This is a genomic window from Micromonospora sp. DH14, from assembly GCF_029809455.1.
GTDB classification, from domain to species: domain Bacteria; phylum Actinomycetota; class Actinomycetes; order Mycobacteriales; family Micromonosporaceae; genus Micromonospora; species Micromonospora parva.
In genome coordinates this window covers 133392-151735 of record NZ_JARVKT010000004.1, presented here as the reverse complement: position 1 = coordinate 151735, position 18344 = coordinate 133392, and the positions used below count along the sequence as shown (strand labels likewise).

16 protein-coding genes are annotated in these 18344 nt (G+C 70.3%); 6 read left to right on the top strand and 10 right to left on the bottom strand.

Annotated features, from left to right (window positions below):
- Nucleotides 1–48 precede the first annotated feature (48 nt).
- The 3 genes from QCZ28_RS08140 to QCZ28_RS08130 form a co-directional block, all read right to left on the bottom strand.
- The gene (locus tag QCZ28_RS08140; RefSeq protein WP_279515989.1) at nucleotides 49–2028 is read right to left on the bottom strand and encodes an acyl-CoA dehydrogenase; all 1980 of its coding nucleotides are present in this window, start codon (nucleotides 2026–2028) and stop codon (nucleotides 49–51) included.
- Between the two features lie 162 nt (nucleotides 2029–2190).
- The gene (locus QCZ28_RS08135) at nucleotides 2191–3792 is read right to left on the bottom strand and encodes a hypothetical protein (protein WP_279515988.1); all 1602 of its coding nucleotides are present in this window, start codon (nucleotides 3790–3792) and stop codon (nucleotides 2191–2193) included.
- Nucleotides 3789–4679 (bottom strand): ABC transporter ATP-binding protein, encoded by an 891-nt coding sequence (locus tag QCZ28_RS08130; protein ID WP_279515987.1) that lies wholly within the window; start codon nucleotides 4677–4679, stop codon nucleotides 3789–3791. Before QCZ28_RS08130 ends, QCZ28_RS08135 begins: the two co-directional genes overlap by 4 nt.
- 208 nt (nucleotides 4680–4887) lie before the next feature.
- Between QCZ28_RS08130 and QCZ28_RS08125 the strand changes: the two genes are divergently transcribed.
- From QCZ28_RS08125 to QCZ28_RS08115, 3 genes are read left to right on the top strand one after another with little or no spacing between them, the layout of a single operon-like run.
- The gene (locus QCZ28_RS08125; RefSeq protein WP_279515986.1) at nucleotides 4888–5814 is read left to right on the top strand and encodes an ABC transporter ATP-binding protein; all 927 of its coding nucleotides are present in this window, start codon (nucleotides 4888–4890) and stop codon (nucleotides 5812–5814) included.
- Nucleotides 5792–6580: an ABC transporter permease subunit gene (locus tag QCZ28_RS08120; RefSeq protein WP_279515985.1), complete on the top strand. Its 789-nt coding sequence runs from the start codon at nucleotides 5792–5794 to the stop codon at nucleotides 6578–6580. The genes QCZ28_RS08125 and QCZ28_RS08120 overlap by 23 nt, the downstream gene beginning before the upstream one ends.
- Nucleotides 6581–6636: 56 nt before the next feature.
- The gene (locus QCZ28_RS08115; RefSeq protein WP_279515984.1) at nucleotides 6637–7683 is read left to right on the top strand and encodes a helix-turn-helix domain-containing protein; all 1047 of its coding nucleotides are present in this window, start codon (nucleotides 6637–6639) and stop codon (nucleotides 7681–7683) included.
- Nucleotides 7684–7811: 128 nt separating this feature from the next.
- On the opposite strand, the gene QCZ28_RS08110 is transcribed toward QCZ28_RS08115, so the two are convergent.
- The 4 genes from QCZ28_RS08110 to QCZ28_RS08095 all read right to left on the bottom strand — a co-directional run bounded on the left by QCZ28_RS08110 (nucleotide 7812) and on the right by QCZ28_RS08095 (nucleotide 9755).
- The gene (locus QCZ28_RS08110) at nucleotides 7812–8117 is read right to left on the bottom strand and encodes a BON domain-containing protein (RefSeq protein ID WP_279515983.1); all 306 of its coding nucleotides are present in this window, start codon (nucleotides 8115–8117) and stop codon (nucleotides 7812–7814) included.
- A gap of 94 nt (nucleotides 8118–8211) precedes the next feature.
- Complete coding sequence (locus tag QCZ28_RS08105) at nucleotides 8212–8487, bottom strand: GlsB/YeaQ/YmgE family stress response membrane protein (RefSeq protein WP_279515982.1); 276 nt, start codon at nucleotides 8485–8487, stop codon at nucleotides 8212–8214.
- Nucleotides 8488–8581: 94 nt separating this feature from the next.
- The gene (locus tag QCZ28_RS08100; RefSeq protein WP_279515981.1) at nucleotides 8582–9196 is read right to left on the bottom strand and encodes an STAS domain-containing protein; all 615 of its coding nucleotides are present in this window, start codon (nucleotides 9194–9196) and stop codon (nucleotides 8582–8584) included.
- Between the two features lie 142 nt (nucleotides 9197–9338).
- Nucleotides 9339–9755, bottom strand: coding sequence for an STAS domain-containing protein (locus QCZ28_RS08095; RefSeq protein ID WP_279515980.1), 417 nt, complete (start codon nucleotides 9753–9755; stop codon nucleotides 9339–9341).
- A 154-nt stretch (nucleotides 9756–9909) separates the two neighbouring features.
- Here QCZ28_RS08095 and QCZ28_RS08090 point away from each other — a divergent pair, with 154 nt between their 5' ends.
- Genes QCZ28_RS08090 through QCZ28_RS08080 form a run of 3 tightly spaced genes read left to right on the top strand, consistent with a single transcriptional unit; the run spans nucleotide 9910 to nucleotide 12511 of the window.
- Nucleotides 9910–10599 carry a response regulator transcription factor gene (locus tag QCZ28_RS08090; RefSeq protein ID WP_030330826.1) on the top strand — a complete coding sequence of 230 codons (690 nt, stop codon included), beginning with the start codon at nucleotides 9910–9912 and terminating at the stop codon, nucleotides 10597–10599.
- Complete coding sequence (locus QCZ28_RS08085) at nucleotides 10596–11951, top strand: HAMP domain-containing sensor histidine kinase (protein WP_279515979.1); 1356 nt, start codon at nucleotides 10596–10598, stop codon at nucleotides 11949–11951. Before QCZ28_RS08090 ends, QCZ28_RS08085 begins: the two co-directional genes overlap by 4 nt.
- On the top strand, nucleotides 11948–12511 hold the full coding sequence (locus tag QCZ28_RS08080; protein WP_279515978.1) for a GerMN domain-containing protein: 564 nt from the start codon (nucleotides 11948–11950) through the stop codon (nucleotides 12509–12511). The genes QCZ28_RS08085 and QCZ28_RS08080 overlap by 4 nt, the downstream gene beginning before the upstream one ends.
- 87 nt (nucleotides 12512–12598) lie before the next feature.
- Here the strand turns inward: QCZ28_RS08080 and QCZ28_RS08075 are convergent, their stop codons facing one another.
- From QCZ28_RS08075 to QCZ28_RS08065, 3 genes are all read right to left on the bottom strand, one after another.
- Nucleotides 12599–13969: a ricin-type beta-trefoil lectin domain protein gene (locus tag QCZ28_RS08075; protein WP_279515977.1), complete on the bottom strand. Its 1371-nt coding sequence runs from the start codon at nucleotides 13967–13969 to the stop codon at nucleotides 12599–12601.
- Nucleotides 13970–14050: 81 nt separating this feature from the next.
- Nucleotides 14051–16486, bottom strand: coding sequence for a non-reducing end alpha-L-arabinofuranosidase family hydrolase (locus tag QCZ28_RS08070; protein ID WP_279515976.1), 2436 nt, complete (start codon nucleotides 16484–16486; stop codon nucleotides 14051–14053).
- Between the two features lie 476 nt (nucleotides 16487–16962).
- Nucleotides 16963–18183, bottom strand: a complete 1221-nt coding sequence (locus QCZ28_RS08065; protein ID WP_279515975.1) for a SpoIIE family protein phosphatase — start codon at nucleotides 18181–18183, stop codon at nucleotides 16963–16965.
- Nucleotides 18184–18344: the final 161 nt, after the last annotated feature.

Genomic DNA, 18344 nt, shown 5'->3' with positions numbered 1-18344 from the left:
CGGCGGGCACCCTTCGGCCGACCCGATGGCGGGCTCCCGAACCTTCCCCTACGCCGGTACCACCTGCCGATCGTCGGCGGCGTCGTGGACGGCCATCGAGTCCTGCCGGCCGGGCTCCTCTTTCAGAATGGCGCAGTTCAGCCAGGCGTCCGGGATGGCGAAACCGTCCACGAGGGTGCGCATGTGCGGGCGCAGCTCCTTGAGCAGGCCGTTCACCACGGCCGTGATCGCCTTGGAGCGGGCCGGTGTCAGCCGGCCGTGCTCCAGGAACCAACCCTTGTTGGCCTCGATCACGCTGAGCGCGTACAGGTCACCGACCCGGGAGAGCAACGCCCGGACCGCGGGGTCGGCGGTCTCCTCGATGCCGGCGACGAACGCCTCCAGGGTGACCCGGTCGATGTGCGCGGTGGCGACCGCGAGGACGTGGTCCTGGACGTCGTTGAAGATGTCGAAGGAACGGTCCTTCTTGGTGGCCGCGCCGTTGCGGAGCCGACGGACAGCGCCGTCGAGGAGGTGCCGCTCGCGGTCCTCGAAGGCCTTGAGTTGCCAGCCGCGATCGGTGACCGCGACCTCGTCGTCGCGGCCGGGCACCGCGCTGATCAGCCGCTCGATGAGCGAACGCGCGGCGGTGCGCTCGAGCACCATCTCGCGGACCTGGTCGGCGACGAAGGAAGCGCGCCCCCAGCCGTCCAACGAGCCGAACGCGTCCCGGTGGCCGGTGAGCAGCCCCTTGGCCACCAGTTGCAGTAACACCGTGTTGTCGCCCTCGAACGTGGTGAAGACGTCGGTGTCCGCCTTCAGACCGGGCAGGCGGTTCTCGGCCAGGTAACCGGCGCCGCCGCACGCCTCGCGGCACATCTGGATGGTGCGGGTGGCGTGCCAGGTCTGCGCCGCCTTGAGACCGGCGGCCCGGGACTCCAGCTGCCGCTGTCGCTGCTCGTCGACCGGGCCGTCGCCGCCCTGCACCTCGCTGAGCGAGGTGAGCAGCTCGGTCTGGGCGAAGTGCAGCGCGTACGTGGTGGCCAGGGCGGGCAGCAGCTTGCGCTGGTGGGCCAGGTAGTCGTTGATCAGCACCTCCCGGTCCGCGCCGGGCGTGCCGAACTGGCGGCGGATGTCGCCGTAGCGCACCGCGATGGTCAGTGCCGACTTGGTGGCCGCGGACGCGGCGCCGCCCACGCTCACCCGGCCGCGAACCAGGGTGCCGAGCATGGTGAAGAAGCGTCGGGAGTCGTTCTCGATCGGGCTCGAGTACGAGCCGTCCTCGGCGACCTGACCGTACCGGTCCAGGAGCATGTCGCGGGGCACTGTCACGTGGTCGAAGCTGAGCCGCCCGTTGTCCACGCCGAGTAGCCCGCCCTTGGCGCCGGCGTCGCCGATGCTCACGCCGGGCAGCGGATCGCCCTGGGCGTCGCGGATCGGAACCAGCCACGCGTGCACGCCGTGCCGTCGTCCGTCGGTGATCAGTTGGGCGAAGACCACCGCCATCCGCCCGTCCCGTGCGGCGTTGCCGATGTAGTCCTTGCGGGCCGCCTCGTGCGGCGTGTGCAGGTCGAAGGTCTGCGTCTGCGGGTCGTACGTGCAGGTGGTGCGCAGTTGCTGGACGTCGGAGCCGTGGCCGGTCTCGGTCATCGCGAAGCAGCCGAAGATCCGGCCCGAGATGATGTCCCGCAGGTAGGCGTCGTGGTGTCGTCTGGTGCCGAGGGCGGCGACGGCGCCGCCGAACAGGCCCCACTGCACGCCTGCCTTGACCATCAGCGACAGGTCGACCTGCGCCAGCATCTCGCTGGCCACGATCGACCCACCGACGTCGGACCTGCCGCCGTACTCGGGGGGAAAGGCCGAGGCCATGCCCAGCTCGGTGGGGAGTTCGGTGAGCAGTCGGGTGATCCGCTCCCGTGCCTGGTCACCGGTCTCGCCGTACACCGGGAGGAAGCGCGCGTCGAGGTGGTTCCGGTGGGCGTTGCGGACGTCGGCCCACGGTCCGTCGAGCACGTCTCGCAGGCGAGTGAGGTCGATGTGATCGGGCATGATCCCCCCTCAGCTAACGGGCATAAGGTGCAGACTGGGCCTAATCAAGAATACCGACGCCACGGTGAATAGCTGGGGAAGATCGTTGTGAGAGGGGACACCCGGGGTCGTTGTTTGATTCTTTCCATCAATCCAGGTCACTTTCTGGAACTGCCCTGCAGGTCAGGCGCACAGGTCGCGGCGGCGGTAGCCGATCGTGCCGGCGACCACTCCTGCTGCGGCGATGCCGGCCATCACCGCACCTGCCGGCCAGGCCGGTGCGGTGGCCGGCACCGCGGCCAGGTGCGCGAACGGGGACAGCGCACGGACCCAGGCGGGGGCGTCGACGCTGTCGGCGATGACCTGCCACACGAACCCACCAGCGGCCGGAAGAGCGCCGACCGCCGCCACGGTACGCGGCCTCCAGCCGAGGGCCAGGACGCCCGCTCCCAGACAGAGCACCACGATCGGCGCGACGTTCCAGGCGCCGGCGAGCGCGTCGGCGGCCCCGAGCCCGGCATGGACAGTGGCCGTGCCGGCCCACATGGCGAGGCCCGACAGCGTGATCAGGACCAGCGCGGCACACCCGGCGACGGTCGCCTCGGCGGCCAACAGGCGCAGTCGGGTCACCGGGGCGGCCAGCACCAGTGTGAGACGCCGGGCATTCTCGTCCGCGGCGGTGGCGGCGAGCCGCACCGAGACGAACACACCGACCGGGACGGCCAGCAGCGCGAACATGGTGGCCGCGTAACCCTCCACAGTGCCCAGTGCGGGGAAGCCGGCCTGGGCCGCCATGGCCGCGAACTGGGGATTGCCGGTCAGGAACTCGGCCATGGACCGGGCGATCAGACCCAGGAGCAGGAAGTACGCGCCGATTCCGGCAGACCACGCGGCCAGCGGTCGCATGGTGCGCCGTACCGCGAACGCCGGCACCGAACCGAGCAACGCGGTACGCGCCGGCCGGCTGTCGGCCGTCGCCAGAATCCCCGCGCCGACATCACGCCGCGCCGCGAGCCAACCCGCGAGGGCCAGTAGCAGCAGCGCGGCGCATGTCAGCACCACCACCGGCAGCCCCCGACCGGTGTCGAACGGGCGGGTCAGCGCCACCAGCCCGAACGGGGACAGCCACCGAAGCCAGGCCAGCGCGGGGACACCGTCGCCGACCATCCGCATGAGTAGCCCGACCATCAGCACAGCGGCAGTGGCACCGTTGGCCGCCGACCGGCTGGAGAACAGCTGTGCGCCGACTCCTCCGACCGCGACGAAGAAGAGGCCGACGGCAGCGAGGCCGGTGCCGTGCAGCACCGAACCGGTGCTCTCCGCTCCCGCGGCGATCATCGCCGCCGCTGTCGCCGCTCCGACGACGACCGGCACGACAGCCAGGACACCGAGGTGATGGCGGACAGCCTCGGCAAGGATGACCCGGCCGGACAGCAACAGGCTCCACCGGCCGGCGTCCTCCTCCCCACGGGTGATCCGGGTGGCAGCCAGCATCGCCCACACACCGAGCAGCACCGCCAGTACGGTGCCCGTACGCCACACCGTGAACCCGCCGGCCCGGTCGAGCGCGACCGGATCGCCGAAGAGGGTACGGATCGCGGGGTTGCGGGCCAGCGCCGACACGGCGGCCGGATCCAGCGCGTCCGCGCGGTAGCCGACCACCACCAGCGCGGACATGCCCGCGCAGACGGCGGTCACGACCACCGCACCCCGGCGTACCTGTCGTACCGCGAGCCCTCGCAGCGCCGGCTGCGGGCGGGTTGCCGGCGTCGCGGTCGCTGTCATCGGGGGCTCTGCCCGTAGTAGGCGAGGAAGATCTCCTCCAGGCTCTGCTCGCGGACGACGATCGTCGCCACATCAGCGTCGGCGAGGGCGCGCAGCGCCGCGGCAGGGGAGCCGTTGAGGGTGAATCGCACTGCCGCCGGGCCGTCCTCGCGCAGGCCGTCGACGCCGAGGACGCCGGTGAGGTCCGGTGGCGCGCCGGTGAACGTCGCGGCCACCTCGGTGTGGTGCAGTCGGCGTAGCTGGGCGACGGAGGCCACCTCCACCAGTTGGCCGGCGCGCAGGATGCCGACGCGGTCGCAGACGGCCTCGACCTCGGCGAGCTGGTGGGAGCTGAGGAAGACCGTCTGCCCGTTGTCGCGGGCAACCCCGACGGCCTGCCGGAACTGTAGTTCCATGAGCGGATCCAGGCCGCTGGTGGGCTCGTCCAGCACCAGCAGAGGCGCCCGGGTGGCGAACGCCGCGATCAGGGCGACCTTCTGCCGGTTGCCCGTCGAGTAGGTGCCGGCCGGTTTGGACACGTCGAGCGCGAACCGTTGGATGAGTTCGTCGCGGTAGGCGGTGTCCGTACCGGGGCCGATGCGGGCGAGCAGGTCCAGCACCTCGGCGCCGGTCATCCGCTGCCACAGCGCCACATCCGCCGGTACGTAGGCGAGCCGGCGATGGGCGGCGGCGACGTCGGCGGCGTCGGTGTCGAAGATCCGCGCTCGGCCGGAGGTGGGTCGGGCGAGGCCGAGCAGCAGCCGGATCGTTGTCGACTTTCCGGCGCCGTTGGGGCCGAGGAATCCGAACACCTCGCCCGCCGCGACGTCGAGGGTGAGGTCGTCGAGGGCGAGTAGGCGTCCGTACCGCTTGGACAGATTTTCGGTGCGCAGGGCAGAAACGCCCATCGGAGCCTCCAGGAGTCGCAGCACGACATGACCTGCCGACCAGACTTCCCGGCGCACCTGATGGGAGAGTACTCCCGGCGCTCGCGGCTCGGGGACCCGCCGGGCAGCGGTTCGGGCTACTGCTTCCGGTGTTCGGCAACGGCCTCTGCGAGATGTCGGCCGGGTGCTGACCTGGATGCCGGGCGGGAAGGCCGGCGACGATGTGGGCATGACAAGCGACATCGCTCTGCTCACCGAGGACCTGACCAAGTTCTACGGCCAGCGTCGCGGTATCGAGGGGCTCAGCCTGGAGATTCGTACCGGGGAGGTGGTGGGTTTCCTCGGCCCGAACGGTGCAGGAAAGACCACCACCATCCGGCTGCTGTTGGACTTCCTGCGCCCCACTCGTGGACACGCGACCGTGCTCGGGCTCGACCCGCGTCGGGACAAGGCCGCACTGCACCGTCAGATCGGCTATCTGCCCGGTGAGCTGGTGTTTCCCGGGCGGGACAAGGCGGAGGACCTGCTGCGCTTCTTCGCCGCGGCACGCGGCGGCGTGGCCTGGTCGCAGGTGACCGAGCTCGCGGAGCGGCTCGACCTGGACCTCTCCCGCCCGGTACGCACGATGAGTAAGGGCAACAAGCAGAAGGTCGGGTTGGTGCAGGCGTTCATGCACCGGCCGGCGGTGCTGGTCCTGGACGAGCCGACCAGTGGGCTGGATCCCCTCATGCAGCAGGAGTTCCTGGCCATGGTCCGCGACGCCAGAGTGGCGGGGCAGACCGTCTTCATGTCCTCTCACGTCCTGGCCGAGGTGCAGCAGGCGGCCGACCGGGTCGCCATCGTCCGCGCCGGCCGGCTGGCCGCGGTCGAGCGGGTCGAGTCACTGGGGAAGCGGGCGGTCCGCGCCGTCGAGATTCACTTCGATGATCCGGTGGACCCGGCAGAGTTCAGCGGCCTGCCCGGCGTGAGCGACGTGGTGGTGTCCGGGCCGGTGCTGAAATGCACTGTCGACGGCCGCATCGACCCGCTGATCAAGGCGGCGGCGCGTCATCAGGTGGTGGACATGTTGTCGGCCGAGCCTGACCTGGAAGAGACGTTCCTGTCGTTCTACTACCACGGGGAAGGAGCCGGCGATGCTTCCCGCGCTGGTGCGTAAGACCTGGCGGGACGACCGCCTGGCATTGGTCGGTTGGGCCGGTGGCGTCGCCGCCTTCACCGCCATCTACACCTCGTTCTACAGCCAGTTCCAGGGAGCCGCGGAGTTGAAGCAGGATGCTCTGCCCCAGGGCATGCTGGACTTCCTCGGCATCGCCGACATGCTGTCGCCCGCCGGCTATCTGCAGGCGACCATCTTCAGCCTGGTCGGCCCACTGCTGGTCCTGATGTGCGCCATCACGCTGGCGGCCCGCACGATCGCTCGGCCGGAGGAGGACGGTGGCATGGAGCTGATGCTGACCAATCCGGTCTCGCGCGCCGCTTTCGCCTGGCAACGGCTCGCCGCCACCGGGAGCGCGCTCACCGGAATCGCCGCCATCCCGTGGATCCTGCTGATGATCATTGTTCCCTGGATCGGCATGGACATCCCCCTGTCCAACGTCGCTGCCGCGTCCGCCGGCCTGGTCGCCCTGGTGTGGTGTTTCGCCGGCATCGCCTTCCTCGTCGGCGCCGCCACCGGGAAGCGGGCTGCCGTTCTCGCGATCACCGGTGGCCTTGCCGTGGCTACCTACATGGCCAACGCCATCGGCGGCATGGTGGACGGGTGGCACTGGATTCGCTGGCTGTCACCGTTCCACTACTTCATCGGCACCGACCCGCTGCATACCGGTTGGCACCCGGCCGAGCTTCTCGCCCTCGTGCTCCTTGGTGCCACCGCCACAATCGCCGGAGTTATCGTCTTCGACCGCCGCGACATCGGTGTGTAAACCTGAAGTTGGTGGCCGCCGTCGGCGGCCACCGCCATGTGGACAAGGAACAGCCCATGAGCGACGACACCTCGCTGGCGGCCGACTGTAAGGATCTGCTGTCCGTCCCGGCCGGCGCCCGGCGTCAGGCGGCGGTCAGCCTGGGCGCCCACGCAGCGGGTCAAGGGCTCAAGCTGCGCGAGCTCGTTACCGGTCTGCTGGATGCCACCACCGCCCACTGGAGCGCCAGCCCGGTCGCGTCGACCGACACCGCGGCGGCCGTGCATTCCCGCGCCGAGACACTCCTGGACACCGCGCGCGTCCTGCTCACCGCCGCCCTGGACGGGTACGCCCGGCAGAACCGTGCCGAGCTTGACCGCCACGACAACGAACGGGCCGTGTTCGTCAACGACCTGCTCACCGGTAGGGCCGATCCCGGTGACCTGGCCGAGCGCGCACACCGGTATGGCATCCGCCTCTCGGCCACCCACACCGTCCTCATCGCCCGTGCGGCCGGCCTGACCACCGGCATCACGCACCGCATCGATGCCGCACTGGCCTCCAGGTTCGGCGAAGGCAACACCCTCACCACCCTCCGCGACGGCGACGTGGTCTGCATCAGCGCCGGCGGCCTACGCGGCATCGCGGCCGAACTCGCCCACCTGCTCCTCACCGAACTCGGTGCGGACAACTGGCAGATTGCCGTCGGCCGCACCCAACCAGGGGTGCATGGCCTGGCCACGTCCCTCGACGAGGCCCGCCACACCCTCGACCACGCCGCCAAGCTCGGCTTCACCACGCCCGTACTCAATGCCGCCGATCTGCTGGTGTTCCCCGTGCTCCTGCGTGACCGCGACGCCATCACCGACCTGGTGACCACGGTCCTCGGGCCACTGACGACGGCGCGCGGCGGTGCCGAGCCGTACCTGGAGACCCTGTCGGTGCTCTTCGACAACCAGGGCAACCACACCGCAACCGCCCGTCAGATGCACCTGTCCGTTCGTGCGATCACCTATCGCCTCGACCGCATCCGGGACCTGACCGGCTACCACCCCGGGGAGCCAACCCAACGGTTCACGTTGCAAACAGCCGTCCTCGGCGCCCGACTGCTCGGCTGGCCGTGATTGCCCGGGAGCGCCAGATCAGGAAGGCGTGCGAGCAGGACCCCGTTGACCAGACGACGACCATCAGGGTGTCACCGTCGCCAGGGCACGAGAGCGGCCGAACCGCTGTTACGCAACGTGCGGTGGGGTCACCCCTGGTAGTGGCTGCGCCGTGGGCCACTGAGCCGCAGCGTGTTGCAGATGTCGAAGACGCCGGGCACGTCGTAGGCGAGTTCCGCCGCGACCTGCCGGGTGTTCGGGTCACTCACCACGCCGGCGAGGATGACGACCCGGTTCTGCACGGAGACGACGATCTGCTGGCGCCGGGTGGTCCAGTCGATGCTCAGGCGCTGCGCGACGAGCGCCTCGATGCGTCGGTCCTCGTGATCCGGTTCGGGCCGGTTCGAGGTGTCGCCGAACCAGTTCTCGTCAGGTAATGGCCAGGGCAGGTACACGGTCAGCTCCTTGGTCGTGGCGAAGCGGGGGCGCAATCGCGGCCGGTGGGAAATCCACGTCGGGCACCGGTGCCGCCGCTGCGTCGCGCCCGGTTCACGGGGCGTCGGACGGTTGGGGCTTGGCGGTGGCGACGACGAGCACGACGCCGGTGCCGGCGAGGCCGACCTGGATGACCAGGGTCAGGAGGTTGAGGGTGCCGGTGTCGACGCCCGCGAGACGGGCGAGGATGGTGCCCGCCAGCGCGGCGACCACCCCGACGGACACGGTCAGCCAGATCGGGGCTTCCCGGCGTCCCGGAATGACGAGCCTGCCGAACAGGCCACTTGCGACGCCGACGAGGAGCGCGGTGACGAGACCGGCGATGCTCATGGGCTTCCTCAGGTGTCCTTGGAGAACGGGTGCGGGGGCGGGTGGCGGCCGGTCTCGACGTACGCCACGGGGAGTACCGGCCGATCGAGGTCGGTCAGGAACGGGCGGCCGTCGCGGCGGAGGTCGTGCGCTGCGACGCCGAACCCTCGGACAACTGGGCGAGGGCGTCGTCGCGGCTGTCGAAGATGGGGAATGCTCCGTCCAGGCGCATCGTGTGCAGGACGGTGCGGACAAAGCGTGACGGCGCGGCCAGGCAGAGCGTGGCCCCACGCTCCCGCGCGTCGCGGTGGGCGCGGACCAGGAGGCCCAGGCCGGTGGAGTCGATGAGGTGTACCCGGCTCAGGTCGACCACGACGTGCCCGCCCATCTCAGCGGCGTGCCGCAGGGCGTTGCGCAGCGTGTCACCGGTGTCGAGATCGACGTCACCGGCGGCGGCGACAACTGTCACGTCGTCCACGTGGTCGATGCCGAGGATCCCGCCAGGACCGTGGTCCCCGCACGACGCGTTGCCGCCACCGGCGGGCGGCAGCAGGCTGCAGTGCGGGCAGCGGTGCGGGCCGGTGGCGAACGGGGAACCGCTCCACCCCTGTTCGGATACCAGGGTCCAGACGACCTCCGCGTCGGGGAGCACGCACGCGGTGGCCTTGACGGAGTCGCCGCAGGTGTCGCAGATCAGGGTCATCAGGTGGTCGTCCGGGACAACTGTCATTCTGCTGGTCCTTCCTGGGGCCGCGTCTTCGCGTGCGGTGGGACACGGCGTTCGTGCAGAGCCGGAGCTGGGCCGCTCCCGAGCTTGATGGTCGGCGACCCGGATAGCTGTTCAGCCCGAGGTGGAAAGGTCTGACGCTCCGTCAGGTCGTGGCTCGCACCGAGGCGCGGCCATGAGCGACCAATGCCGGCGGTGCGGCGGTGGGTTCCTGCTCCGCCGTCGGCGTGCCGGGCGGCGACGAGGGGGCGGTGTCGACTATCGGCAGGATCTGGTCGAGCCGGGCGGTGTGCAGGATGCGCCGGATGCGCGGGTTCGGGTTGCGGACGGTGAGGACCCCGTCGGCCCGGGCGAGCCGCCGGTGCACATCGAGCAGGAGGCCGATGGCGGCGGCGTCGATGTGCCGGCAGCCCGACAGGTCGACCACCACCTGTGCGGGACGCAGGGCCACCAGTCGGTCGAACACTGCTCCGGTCGCCGGCAGGCAGGCCAGGTCGAACTCGGTGACGCACACCTCGACCAGCGGCAGCGTGCACGGCGTGGTTGCCAGCGGTCCGGTCACGGGCACACCCCCTTTCTTCGCGGACGCGGTCGCCTAGGACCCTGCCGTGCCCGCTTGGCGGTCACCACGCGGATCTGTGACAGTTCCGTGACAAATCTGCCAACCTGCCGTCGCGGTTGGCAGCCGAGCCGGTCGTCTGGGGATGATGCCCGGTATGACGGCCGTACTGGTGATCGAGGACGACGACCGCATCCGTTTGGCGTTGCTGCTCGCACTCGAGGACGAAGGCTATGACGCTCTCGGCGCGGCCACCGCCGAAGAGGGTCTGCGCGTGCAGCGCCGCGACCCGGCCGACTACGTGCTCGTCGACCTGATGCTGCCCGGTCTCGACGGGTTCGAGTGCATCCGGCAGCTGCGCCGTGACGATGACGTGCCGATCGTGGTGGTCAGCGCCCGCGACGACACCCACGACATCGTCGCGGCCCTCGAAGCCGGCGCCGACGACTACGTCGTCAAGCCGGTGGCGATCAAGGAACTCACCGCCCGGCTGCGCGCCCTGCGGCGCCGTGCCCGTACCGGTGTCGCGGGGCACACGCCCGATCCCGTGCCGGTGCTCGTGGTCGGCGAGCTGGAGATCAGCCCCGACGGGGGAGAGATCCGCCGCGCGGGCCAACCCGTACCGGTCACCCGCACCGAGTTCCGGCTGCTGTGCGAGCTGGCCGAGCACGCCGGCCGGGTGCTGTCCCGCCAGCAACTGCTGGAACGGGTCTGGGGTTACGACAGCGGAGACGAACGGCTCGTCGACGTCCACGTGGGCCGGCTGCGGCAGAAGATCGAGCCGGACCCGGCGAACCCGCGGCACCTGGTCACCCTGCGGGGTCTGGGCTACAAGCTGCAGCGATGAGACGCCTCGGACTGCGTACCCGGGTGACCGCCGCGTTCGCCGTCGGCGCGCTCCTGCTCTCGGCGTCGATGGCCCTGATCTCCTACGATCTGACCCGCCGGTCCCTGCTCGACGAGCGGGAACGCACCGCCCTGCGCGCCGCCTACTTCGACGCCACGGTCGTTCGTGCCGGGATCGACACGGACACCCCGGACGTGGTGGAGGTGCTCCGGTCGTTGGACACCGGGGGTAGCCGTCGGCCGGTGCTGCACCTCAACGGCGAGTGGTACGCGCGCGCCGCCGATCCGGGCACCACCGCCGCCATCCCCGCCGAGCTGCGTCGGGTCGTCGCCGCCGGGGAACCGGCCGTGCAGCGGGTACGCGTCGACGGGCAGTCCGCCCTGGTGGTCGGGGTGCCGCTGTCCGCGTCCGCGGCGTACTTCGAGGTCAACTCGCTGCGGGAGCTGGAGCAGACGTTCCAGGTCCTGGCCCTCGCGCTGACCACCGTCGCGATCATGGTCGCCGGGTCCGGGGCGGCACTCGGCTGGTACGCCACCCGGCACGGGCTGCGCCCGCTGACCGCTGTCGCCGACGCGGCCGAGAAGATCGCGGCCGGCGACTTCACCGCCCGCCTCGACACGGCCACCGACCCCGACCTGACCCGCCTGTCCTCCTCGTTCAACCAGATGGTCGACCGCCTCGCCCACCGCATCGAACGGGACCGCCGGTTCGCCGCCGACGTCAGCCACGAGCTGCGCTCGCCGTTGCAGACCCTCGCCGCGGCGGCCAGCGTCCTGGCCCGCCGTCGGGAACACCAGGACGAACGGACCGCCCTCGCGGCCGGACTGGTCGCCGACGAGATCGACCGTTTCCAGCGGCTCGTCAACGACTTGATCGACCTGGCCCGCAGCGACCAGCCCGCACACCGGGCGTCCGTGGACGTCGTGGCGCTGGCCCGCGACGCCTGCCGCGCCCTCGACCTGCCCACGACGCTCGTCCACCTCGCCGCCGACGTGCCGGCGACGTGGCTGGTGGAGCGGCGCCGCGTCGCGCAGGTCCTGGCGAACCTGCTCGACAACGCGGTGACCTACGGGGGTGGTCCCGCCGGCGTCCGGCTGGGGCGCGACGGCGCCGCCGGAGTCATCGAGGTCGAGGATGACGGACCGGGCGTGCCCGTCGAGGACCGCGAGGCGATCTTCGACCGGTTCGTACGGGGGCGAGCGGCGCACACCCGCGGCACCGGCGACGGCACCGGGCTCGGGCTCGCGCTTGTCGCGCAGCACGCCGCGGCACATGGCGGACACGTCACCGTCGGCGACCGGCCCGGCGGCGGCGCCCGCTTCCGCGTCACCCTTCCGGAGAGCCTGCCGTGAGACATCGTTCTCTCGTCGTCCTGGCGGTTGCCGCGCTGCTGACCGGCTGCAGCATCCCGACCGATGACGCCCCCCGGGTGGTGCAGGCACCGCAGGGGCCATTCCAGAGTTCCGCGTCCGCCGACACGAGCGCGCCGGTCGGCCCGGCCGCCGAGACGCTCTGCTTCGTGCGGGACAACCGGATCATCCCGTTCGTCCGGCGGGTCGACCGGTCACCCACCGTCGAGGAACAACTGCGTCATCTGCTGGCCGGACCCACGGCGGCCGAGCGTGACACCGACCTGACCACCGCGCTGGCGGGAGCGGTCAACGCCGCCGGGGTCACGGTCACCGGCACCGAGGCCCGCGTCGTGGTCGACAAGCCCGGTGAGGACGCCGGCCGCAGCGACGAGGTCCTCGCGTTCGGGCAGATCGTCTGCACCCTCACCAGCCGTGACGACGTCACCACCGTCACGTTCTCCCGTGATGGCCGGCCGCTCCGGGTGCCCCGCGCGGACGGTTCACTGTCCGAACAGCCCCTCACCCGCGTCGACTTCGCCCCGCTGATCGCGCCTCGTTGACAGCCGTCCCTCCTGCGCCGGCACGGGCAGCGCGCCGGGTGGTGCGGGCGGGCCCGGCATGACGCCGAGCCCGCCCGTCTCAGCTGATCAGGCGAGGGGAGCGAGCCGAAACTGCTGGTTGGTCTGGCCGTGGCAGTCGTACAGCTGGATCTGGGCGCCGTTGCTGGTGCTCCAGACGTCCAGGCATCGCCCGGACTGGACGTTGCTGATGGTGCCGTTGGAGTTGACGTTCCACTGTTGGTTGGTCTGGCTGTGGCAGCTGTAGATCTGCACCGCCGCGCCGTTGCCGGAGCCGGCGGCGTCGAGGCACATGGTGCCGTACACCTGAAGTTGTTTGCCCGAGGTGTAGGTCCAGGCCTGGTTGGTCTGCTTGTTGCAGGTGTAGAGCTGCACCCGGGTGCCGTTGGTGCGGGAGGCGTTGGGCACGTCGACGCACCGGCCGGACTGGGTGCCGACGATCTCGCTGGCCGAGGCGGGCGGGTCGGTGGGCGGGTCGGTGGGCGGGGTGGTCGGCGTCGTCGGCAGCAACGGGCAGGTGCTGCGGGAGGTGACCACACCGCTGGAGTCCAGCAGCGGGCAGAGGAACTGGCTGTACCGGGCGTCGTTGTCGATGAACATCTTGAGGAACGGCAACATGGTCCGGATCATCACCGGGTTCGACCGGCCGACCATGAACCCGTGGTCGGCGCCGGCGACCTCCAGGTAGACACTCTCCGTCGTGCTCGGCAGGCTGTTGTACAGGCCGGTGGCGTAGGACGGGGTGACCACCGTGTCGGCCTGCCCGGAGAAGATCATTGTGGGCACCCGGTCGTTGGCCAGGTTCGATGACGGCGAGTACGGCGCGATGCCGACCACGGCCTTCAACGACGATCGCCGGATGGCGGCGCTCAGCGCGCCACCGCCGCCCATGGAGTGACCGGCGACCGCCAGCCGGGTGGGGTCGACGCGGTCGCGTACCGGGCTCTGCTGGGTCAGGTAGTCCAGTGCGGCGAGCAACTGGGTGCCGCGGGCCGTGTCGAAGTCGTTACGGCTGTTGGTCTCGATGCCGATCACGACGAAGCCGTGCGAGGCCAGCCACGGCCCCATCCAGGCCAGTTCCGCGGAGAACAACGCCGTGTAACCGGGCGAGATCGCGATGGCCCCGAAGGTGCCCTGGCTGGTGTCGGTCGGGTAGTAGATCCGGCCGCCGTTGAAGCCGTACCCGGTCGGGACGCTGACGGAGGTGTTGGCGAACGGGCCGTTCTCGGTGGCGACGCTGGTCCGGGTCGGGTCCGGGCCGCGCTGGTACGGGTTGTCGGCGGCCGACGCCGATCCGGTCGCCACGGTGATGGAGAGCAGGCCGACCGCGGCGGCGAGCCCGGCCGCGGCGAGCGTGAAGATCCCTCTCCGGCGCCGGGGGGACACCCGGGCCGGGTTGGCGTCTCCCGGGGACGGGGGACGGTTGGCGTGTTCGGGCACTGTCGTACCTCCTGATGGTGGTGGATGGATGCGGGGCGGGTGGGCTCGCGCGAGCCCACCCGCCCCGGCGGGGTCCGATCGTCAGCGCTGCAGGGTCAGCAGACCCGGCCGGTACGGCAGGAGGCCGTAGTCGCCGCCGGAACTGGGGGAACGACCCTGGTAGAGCAGTTGCAGGTTGCACGCGTCGACGGTCATGGTCTGGTCGGCGCTGGTCCGCAGCAGCTCACCGTGGCTGATGTCGTTGGTCCAGGTGGCACCGCTGTTGGCCTTGCCTGCGAACGGGTTGCTCTCACTGGTGGCCTGCGGCGTCCACGAACCACCCAGGCTGGTGGCGGTGAACGACCGGAAGTAGCGGCCCTGCGACCCGATCGCCTCCACGATCATGAGGTACTTGTTCAGGCCCTGGAGCTTGTAGACCTGGACGGCCTCGAAGAGGTTGTTCGTCGAGTCGGTCATGATCGTCGTGTAGTTCGAGCCGAAGCTGCCCGGGAAGTTCCCGATCGGCATGCTCGCCCGGTAGATCCGACCGTTGTCGCCGGCGAAGAACAGGTACATGTTCTGGTCGTCGCCGATGAGCGCCTGGTCGATCGGGCCGGTGTTGGAGTTGGAGATGCTGCCGGTGAACAGCGTCTGCGCCGCCGACCATCCGTTCGGGTTGGTCGGGTCAGTCGAGGTCCGGTACGAGAAGGCCGTGCCGCCCCACTGGTAGGCCAGCACCCAGATGTTGCGCGGGGCGAAGTAGAACAGCGACGGCGCGACGGTCGCCGAGTTCATCGCGTTCTGGCTGGCCGAGCCCATCTGCGAGTAGCTGCTGAAGAGGCCGAAGTTCATCGAGCCCCAGGTGGTTCCGGTGTCGTGCGTGGTGGCGTAGACGAGCTGCTGACCGTTGTACGGCGCGACGGTGAAGTCCTTCAGCGACACCCATCCCGACCTCGGCTGGGCCAGCGCACCCGTCGACGACCACCGGTACGACGAGGGCAGGTCGCACGCGCCGCCGGTCGGCGGTGGCGTGGTCGGCGTCGGGGTGGGCGTCTGGGTGCCACCGCCGAGGGAGGCGAGCCGGAACTGCTGGTTGGTCTGGCCGTGGCAGTCGTACAGCTGGATCTGGGCGCCGTTGCTGGTGCTCCAGACGTCCAGGCATCGCCCGGACTGGACGTTGCTGATGGTGCCGTTGGAGTTGACGTTCCACTGTTGGTTGGTCTGGCTGTGGCAGCTGTAGATCTGCACTGCCGCGCCGTTGCCGGAGCCGGCGGCGTCGAGGCACATGGTGCCGTACACCTGAAGTTGTTTGCCCGAGGTGTAGGTCCAGGCCTGGTTGGTCTGCTTGTTGCAGGTGTAGAGCTGCACCCGGGTGCCGTTGGTGCGGGAGGCGTTGGGCACGTCGACGCACCGGCCGGACTGGGTGCCGACGATCTCGTTGGCCGAGCCGGGCGGGTTGGTCGGCGGGTCGGTGGGCGGGTCGGTCGGCGGGTTGGTGGGAGTGGCGCTGTTCAGCGCCTCCAGGGTGGCGTTGTAGGCAGCCTTCTTGTTGCCGTTGCACTCGAAGAGCAGCGGGGTGCCGCCGGAGCGCCACGAGTCGCAGTCCCGCACACCCCACACGGTGACCCCGTTGCAGCGGGCCACGGCCAGGCAGTCGTTGACCACGTTGCGGTAGGTGTTGGCCTGCGTCGTGCCGGAGCCTTCGATGTCCAGCTCGGTGACCTGCACGTCCACGCCGAGGGCGGCGAAGCTGGACAGCGTCGTGCGGTAGTTGCTGTTGTACGGCGAGTTGGCGTTGAAGTGCGACTGGAACCCGACGCAGTCGATCGGCACGCCCCGGGACTTGAAGTCGCGCACCATGTTGTAGACCGCCTGGGTCTTGGCCCAGGTCCAGTTGTCGGTGTTGTAGTCGTTGTAGCAGAGCTTCGCGTTCGGGTCCGCCGCGTCGGCGGCGCGGAACGCGGCCTCGATCCAGTCGTTGCCGGTGCGCTGCAGGTTCGAGTTACGACGGGCGCCGCTGTTGCCGTCCTCGAACGCCTCGTTGACCACATCCCACGAGTGGATCTTGCCCCGGTAGTAGGTGGCCACCCGGGTGACGTGGTTCAGCATCGCGCTGCGCAGCGCGGAGCCCTCCATGCCCTGCATCCAACTCGGCTGCTGGGAGTGCCAGGCCAGGGTGTGGCCCCGGACCTTCCAACCCCGGGAAGTTGCATGGTTCACGATCCGGTCCGCGTTGCCGAAGGTGAAGTTGTTCTGCTGCGGCTCGGTCGCGTCGATCTTCATTTCGTTCTCGGGCGTGACGCTGTTGAACTCGCGGTTCAGGATCGTCGTGTAGGCGCTGTCGCCGAGCTTGTTCGCGGCGACGGCGGCGCCGAAGTAGCGGCCGGACTGGGCTGCGGCGGCACCGAGGGTCGTCTCGGCGGCCTGGGCCAGATTGGGCAGCAGCGACACGATCAGGGTCAAAATTATCGCGGCGGTTCCGGAAAGAATGAGCGTTCGCAGTCGGGTATGCCCGGTGGGACGGGTCCGGGAAGGCATGCTGATCCTCCGGTGGTGGGATAGGAAGAGCTCTGGCGCTGTTCGAGTGGGTGGCCCCGCCAGATGGCGGTGGTCACCGTGCTGAGTCCGCCCGAGCGGGCCGGCAGCGGTCTCAGGTGGTGGCCCGGATGCGGGTCGCTCGGGCTACTTGACCAGCGGGTGGAGCGTTGCGATGAGTGGGTCCGGTCGCCCGCCGGGACATGGTTGCGGGCGCTGGTGCCGCAGGGTGGTGGATGTGGTCACCTGGCAGGTGGGTAGGCCTGACGGTTGTGTGAGGCGCCTCCTCCGCGGAAAAAGTTGTTAACATTCGAACATGTCGATGGCTCCCAGGCTGGCAGAAGATTACCGGGTTTTCAACCGGTAGTTTCGGACCTGTTACGGATCAGGGCGCCACGATTCGCGTGCCTTCCGGCGCACAGGATCGAACGATGCGTGGCCGGTGGGTGAGCCAGCCGTGGACCAGCTGCCCGATCGGCTCAGTCCGACGGCGGTCGACGGCGGATGACCAACAGGGCGATGTCGTCGTTCGGGTGTTCCTCCGCCGTGGTGGCCATGATGTGGTCGCACAACGCCTCGGCCGGCCCGGGCCGTACGGCGCCGGCGAGGCGCTCGATCCCGGTGTCGATCACTTCGCTGCGACGCTCGACCAGCCCGTCGGTGTAGAAGACCAGTGCCGCGCCCGGCGGCAGGTCCAGAACCGTGGTGCGGCGACGACTCAGCGGCCGGCCCACCCCGAGTGGCCGGTCCACCGCCAGGCTGACGGGCACGCTGGGCAGGTCGGGAACCGCCAGCAGCGGGGGAAGGTGGCCCGCCGAGGAGATGTGCACCCGCGTGCGGTCGGGTGTGATCAGGGCGTAGACGGCGGTGGTGAGAGTGCCCGCCTCGAAGTGGTGGATCTTGCGGTCGAGTGAGGTCAGCGCCTGCGCGGGGTCGTCGGAATCCAGGGCGTACGCGCGTAGCGCGCTGCGGATGCGTCCCATCACGACGGCGGACGGCAACCCGTGACCGGAGACGTCGCCGATGACGGCGCCCAGCCACCCCGAGGGCAACGTGAACACGTCGTACCAGTCGCCGCCGATGCCCAGGTCGTGGCCCGGAATGTAGCGGGCGGCCAGGTCCAGGCCGGGAACGTCGGGCAGCCGGCCCGGTAGCAGGCTGTGTTGCAGCGCCAGCGCCGCCTGCCGGTCGAGGACCTGCGCGCGGGCCTGACCGGCGAGGCTGGCCCGATCGGCGACGAGCTGCAACAGCTGCACGTCGTCGGGACCGAACCGCCGCAGCGTCAGGGAGCCGACGTGCAGTACGCCGACGAGGTTGCCGTTGACGAGCATGGGCACGCCCAGCAGGACCCGGATGCCCTTGGCGAGCAGGATGGGATTGACCACGTCGTCCGGCCCGACGTCATAGATCATGATCGGCGCGCGGGTCGCCGCCACCCGACCGGCGAAGCCGCGTCCGACCCGGATGCGGAAACCGCGGCGTACCTCCTCCTCCAGGCCCTTGGCCGCCGTCGCGACGAGCTCGCCGGTGTGGTCGTCGAGCAGCAGGACGGTGGCGGTGTCGACCTTGAGCAGGTCCCGGATCCGTTCGAGCAGCTCATCGAGCAACTCGGCGATGTTCAGCCCTGACAGGGCCGCGTCGGTGATCGCCTCGATACGACGCAGCCGCTCGTCAGTCGTCACCAGCTCGGCATCGGCCACCCGGGAAGCCTAGTCGCCCGCCCGCCGCCGTCGGCGCGCCAGCAGCGAGACCAACAGTGTCGCGCCGCGCGACGGTGGGCACCTGCCCCTGTCCGCGACCCTCGCCGACCGGGCGCGGCCGTGCGGGCCTGACTAATGTCATGTGTGCCTGTGCGCCACGC

Bases quoted from the DNA above. Each gene is read 5' to 3' on its own strand.
- QCZ28_RS08140 (WP_279515989.1), bottom strand. From the start codon at position 2,028: ATGCCCGATCACATCGACCTCACTCGCCTGCGAGACGTGCTCGACGGA.
- QCZ28_RS08135 (WP_279515988.1), bottom strand. From the start codon at position 3,792: ATGACAGCGACCGCGACGCCGGCAACCCGCCCGCAGCCGGCGCTGCGA.
- QCZ28_RS08130 (WP_279515987.1), bottom strand. From the start codon at position 4,679: ATGGGCGTTTCTGCCCTGCGCACCGAAAATCTGTCCAAGCGGTACGGA.
- QCZ28_RS08125 (WP_279515986.1), top strand. From the start codon at position 4,888: ATGACAAGCGACATCGCTCTGCTCACCGAGGACCTGACCAAGTTCTAC.
- QCZ28_RS08120 (WP_279515985.1), top strand. From the start codon at position 5,792: ATGCTTCCCGCGCTGGTGCGTAAGACCTGGCGGGACGACCGCCTGGCA.
- QCZ28_RS08115 (WP_279515984.1), top strand. From the start codon at position 6,637: ATGAGCGACGACACCTCGCTGGCGGCCGACTGTAAGGATCTGCTGTCC.
- QCZ28_RS08105 (WP_279515982.1), bottom strand. From the start codon at position 8,487: ATGAGCATCGCCGGTCTCGTCACCGCGCTCCTCGTCGGCGTCGCAAGT.
- QCZ28_RS08100 (WP_279515981.1), bottom strand. From the start codon at position 9,196: ATGACAGTTGTCCCGGACGACCACCTGATGACCCTGATCTGCGACACC.
- QCZ28_RS08090 (WP_030330826.1), top strand. From the start codon at position 9,910: ATGACGGCCGTACTGGTGATCGAGGACGACGACCGCATCCGTTTGGCG.
- QCZ28_RS08085 (WP_279515979.1), top strand. From the start codon at position 10,596: ATGAGACGCCTCGGACTGCGTACCCGGGTGACCGCCGCGTTCGCCGTC.
- QCZ28_RS08070 (WP_279515976.1), bottom strand. From the start codon at position 16,486: ATGCCTTCCCGGACCCGTCCCACCGGGCATACCCGACTGCGAACGCTC.